The organism is Streptomyces sp. WELS2 (assembly GCF_013870595.1).
GTDB lineage: Bacteria > Actinomycetota > Actinomycetes > Streptomycetales > Streptomycetaceae > Streptomyces.
Genome location: NZ_JACBWZ010000496.1, coordinates 1 through 4719 on the forward strand (window position 1 = coordinate 1; position 4719 = coordinate 4719).

2 protein-coding genes are annotated in these 4719 nt (G+C 75.6%); both read right to left on the bottom strand.

Annotated elements, in window-relative coordinates; all coding sequences use genetic code 11:
- Positions 1 to 11 precede the first annotated feature (11 nt).
- Positions 12 to 215, bottom strand: coding sequence for an MbtH family NRPS accessory protein (locus tag H5J33_RS24105; RefSeq protein ID WP_014676677.1), 204 nt, complete (start codon positions 213 to 215; stop codon positions 12 to 14).
- A gap of 102 nt (positions 216 to 317) precedes the next feature.
- The coding region (locus H5J33_RS24110; RefSeq protein WP_181796983.1) for a non-ribosomal peptide synthetase at positions 318 to 4719 on the bottom strand (4402 nt) is incomplete at its 5' end.

Consider the following 4719-nt stretch of genomic DNA (forward strand, 5'->3'; position numbering starts at 1 on the left):
CGGTACGGCGGTCAGGCGCCGGCGTTCTCCATGCGCTCGCGCAGGCTCTTGGGCCGCATGTCGGTCCAGACCTCGTCGACGTAGGCGGAGCACTCGGCCTCGGTGCCCTCCTTGCCGACGGGCTGCCAGCCGGCGGGCACCTCGATGTCGACGGGCCAGAGGGAGTACTGCTCCTCGTCGTTGCGCAGCACCTGGTAGCGGGTGTTCTCGTCCATGTCGTCTTCCTTCGTGATCCGGTGTCCGGGTGGGCGGTGCGGGTGGTCGGGGACGGGTGGGCGGGGCGCGGGGGCTCCGGGAGGCGCGGGGGCGGAGGGTCGTCACCGGCCTCCCCTGGCGTGCCGGGCGAGGTGGCGCAGGGCGGTGGCGAACTCCTCGGCCACCCGGCGCACGGTCGCGGTGTCGTGGAGGCCGGGCCGGTGGTGCCAGGTGAAGGCGAGCCGGCCGTGCTGGACGGCGCCGACCACCTCCAGCGGGTGGGAGCCGGGGTCCCGGGGGTCGTGATCCTGTCCGAAGGAGCCGTGTTCGGCGCGGATGAGGCCGCCGTCCGCCGTGTCGGGGCGGGCGTCCCACTGGCCGAGGTAGTTGAACACCACCTGGCTGTGCGCGGTGCCGCCGAGACGTTCGCGGACCTCGGGCGGGCCGAAGGTGCGCAGCGCGCCGAAGCCGATGCCGTTGCCGGGGACCGCGCGCAGCCGGCGGCGCACCGACTTCACCAGCGCCCGCCAGTCCCGGTCCGGGCCGAGGTCGCCGGGGTCGGGCACCTCGAGGACGACGGGGTGGACGGTGGTGAACCAGCCGACGGTGCGGGTCAGGTCGACGCCGTCGAGCAGGTCCTCGCGGCCGTGTCCCTCCAGGTCCAGGCGGACCCGGTCGCGTCCCGTCCACCGGGCCAGGGCCAGGGCGAGGGCGGCGAGCAGGACGTCGTTGACGCGGGTGCGGTAGGCGGTGGGGGCGGAGCGCAGCAGGGCCGTGGTGTCCGCTTCGCCGAGTTCGACGCTCACCGTGGCGGCCGGTCCGGCACCGGCGGCCGGGGCCGGGGACTCCTCGGTGTCCACCGCCTCTTCCCAGTGGGGCAGTTCGTGGTCGAGGCCGCCGTCGGCGACGTGTGCGGCGAGCCGCCGGGACCACTCCCGGAAGCTGGTGCTGCGCTCGCCCAGGGTGACCGGGCCGCCCTGGCGGGCCTGCCGGTAGGCGGTCTCCAGGTCGTCGCGCAGGATGCGCCAGGAGACGGCGTCCACGACCAGGTGGTGGGCGACGAGGAGGAGGAAGGCGGGCCGGTCGGCCGCGCCGGTGAACAGGGCCGCGCGCAGGTGCGGGCCGCGGGCCAGGTCGAAGCTCGCGTGGAGTTCGTCGGCGGTCTTGGCCATGGCCGCGTCGGCGTCGTCGGCGGACAGGCCCGTCAGGTCGTGCCGGGTCAGGATGTCCTGGCCGGTGGCGGGCGGCGGGTTGAACTGCCGCCAGCCGTCGGGCTGTCGGGTGAACGTCATGCGCAGGGCGTCGTGGTGTTCCAGCAGCGCGTCGAGGGCGGCGCGCAGGGCGCGCGGGTCGGGGGTGCCGTCGAGTTCCAGCAGTGCCGACTGGTTGAAGTGGTGGTGGGCGGCGCGCGGGGTGGTGAGGAACCAGTGCTGGATGGGGGTGAGCGGCACCTCGCCGGTGACCGGGCCGTCGGCGGACCGCCGGGGCGCGGCGCGGACGACGGTGGCGAGGTCGGCGACGGTCTGGTGGGTGAACAGGTCCCGGGTGGCCACGTGCAGTCCGTCGCGGCGCAGCCGGGAGACGACCTGCATGCTCAGGATGGAGTCGCCGCCGAGCGCGAAGAAGTTGTCGTCGGCGCCGACCTCCCCGATGCCCAGCACGTCCGCCCAGATCCGGGCGATCCGGCGTTCGGTGTCGGTGCGGGGAGCGGTGCGCGGTCCGTCCGCCGCCTGGACGGGTCCGGGCGCGGGCAGCGCGCGGCGGTCGGTCTTGCCGTTCGGGGTGAGCGGCAGCCGCTCCAGCGGGACGAAGAGCGACGGCACCATGTGCGGGGGCAGCGACCCGGCCAGGTGAAGCCGCAGTTCGCCGACGGGCGGGGCGGTGCCGGACGGCTCCGCCGGGACGACGTAGGCGACGAGCCGGGCCGGTGCGCCGGCCTGGTCCGCGCGGACGACGACGGCCGCGTCCCGGACCAGGGGGCTGCGGCGCAGCGCGCTCTCGATCTCGCCGGGTTCGATGCGGTAACCGCGCAGCTTGACCTGGTCGTCGGCGCGTCCCACGAACCGGAGCCGGCCGTCGGCGGTCCACCGCACCAGGTCCCCGGTGCGGTACATCCGCTCCCCCGGCGCCCCGGACGGGTCGGGCAGGAACCGCTGGGCGGTCAGTCCCGGCCGGCCCAGATAGCCGCGGGCCAGGCCGGGCCCGGAGACGTACAGTTCGCCGGTCACGCCGGGCGGTACGGGGCGCAGGGCGGCGTCGAGCACCTGGACGCGGGTGGCGCCGGCGGGGCGGCCGATGGACGGGGTGCCGGAGCCGGGGGTGAGCGGACCGGTCCAGGTGGCGACCACGGTGGCCTCGGTGGGGCCGTAGGAGTTGATCATCCGGCGGCCGGGGGCCCAGGTGTCGACCAGGTCGGCGGGGCAGGCCTCGGCGCCCACGATGAGGGTGCGCAGCCGGGGCAGGGCGGCGGCGGTCCGGGGCGGTACGGTGGCCAGCGCGGCCGGCGGGATCAGGGTGTGGGTGATCTCCCGTTCGGCGAGCACCTCGGCGAGCCGCTCCCCGACCAGCGGCCCTTCCTCGCCGGTGACCAGCGCGGCCCCGCCGAGCAGGGAGACGCACAGTTCCAGCACGGAGGCGTCGAAGCTCGGGGAGGCGAACTGCAGGACCCGGTCGCCGGGGCCCGCCGCGTACTGTTCGGCGGCCGCCGCGGCGAAGGAGGCGAGGCCCCGGTGGGTGACGACGACGCCCTTGGGGGTCCCGGTGGAGCCGGAGGTGTAGATGACGTAGGCGGGGTGGGCGGGGGTGAGCGCGGTGGTGCGGTCGGCGTCGGTGGGCGCGGTGTCCGGTCCGGCGGCGGCCCACACCTCGGCGGGGTCGGCGAGGACCAGGTGGGCGCCCGCGTCCCGGATCATGAACTCCCTTCTGGGGGCGGGGTATTCGGGGTCGACGGACAGGAAGGCGCCGCCGGCCTTGGCTACGGCGAGTTGCGCCACCACGGTCGCCGCCGAGCGGGGCAGCGCCAGGGCCACCACGCGCTCCGGTCCGACGCCGTCGGCGAGGAGCCGGTGGGCCAGCCGGTTGGCCGCCCGGTCGACCTCGATGTAGGTCAGTTCCCGGTCGCCGTCGATCAGCGCCACGGCGTTCGGGGTACGGGCCGCCTGCCGTTCGAACAGGGCGGGCAGGGTGGACTCGGGCACCGGGCGGAAGGTGCCCCGGCCGTGCGCCGCCAGGGCCTTCAGCTCGTCCTCGGAGGCCGGCGGCAGGGCGCCGAGCGGTCGGCCGGGGTCCTCGGCCACGGCGCGCAGCAGGGTGCCGAGCTGGGCGGCCATCCGTTCGGCGGTGGCCGCGTCGAACAGGTCGGTGTTGTAGGTGAGCAGGCCGTGCAGGGCGCCGGTGCCGGTCTCGGCGAACTCCACGGTGAGGTCGAACGCGGCCTGTTCCGATTCCGGTTCGACGTCGGTGACGTCCAGGCCGGGCAGGTCGAGGGCGGCGGCCGGGGTGTTCTGGAGGACGACCATGACCTGGAAGAGCGGGCTGCGGCTGGTGTCCCGCCGGGGCTGGACGGCGTCCACGACCCGTTCGAACGGCACGTCCTGGTGGGCGAAGGCATCGCGGACGGTCTGCCGTACGTCGGTGAGGAACGCGGAGAACGGCCGTGCGGCCTCGGCACGGGAGCGCAGCACCAGGGTGTTGACGAAGAATCCGACCAGGTGCTGGGTCTCGGGCCGGTCGCGGCCGGAGGTGACGGTGCCCACGGCGATGTCCTCGGTGCCCGAGAGCCGGGCGAGGTAGGCCTGGGCGGCGGCGACCAGCGTGGTGAACAGGGTGGTGCCGTGGTCCCGGGCGAGCCGGGTGAGCCGGGTGACGGCCGGGGCGGGCACGGTCAGGCGGGTGGTCGCGCCGGTGCTGGTGCGCACCGGCGGGCGGGGCCGGTCGGTGGGCAGCTCCAGGGGTGTCGTGCCGGCCAGCCGCTCCTTCCAGTAGGCGAGGTGCTCGTCGGCGTCGCTGCCGGCGGTGGTGCGCTGCCAGTGCGCGTAGTCGGCGTACTGCACCGGCAGTGGCGGCAACTCTGCCTGTCCGACGCCGAGTTCGGCTCGGTAGTAGTGGGCGAGGTCGCCGAGCAGGACGGCGGTGGACCAGCCGTCGGTGACGATGTGGTGCAGGGCGAGGGAGAGGACGTGCTCCTGTTCGCCGAGCCGGATCAGACCGGTCCTCAGCAGCGGGCCCTCGCGCAGGTCGAACGGGCGGGAGCGGTCCTCGGCGAGCAGCCGCCGCGCCTCGGACTCCCGCTGGGCGTCGGCGACTTGGGAGAGGTCGCGGACGGGCAGCGGCACCTCACGGGGCGGGTGGACGATCTGGACGCCGCGCCCGTCGACGCTGTCGAAGGTGGTGCGCAGGGACTCGTGCCGGGCCACCACGGCGGCGAGGGCGGCGCGGAGCGCTCCGGTGTCCAGGGTGCCGCGCAGCCGGAGGGCGAGCGCGGTGACGTACTCGGCGCCGCCGGGCTCGAACTCCTGGAGGAAC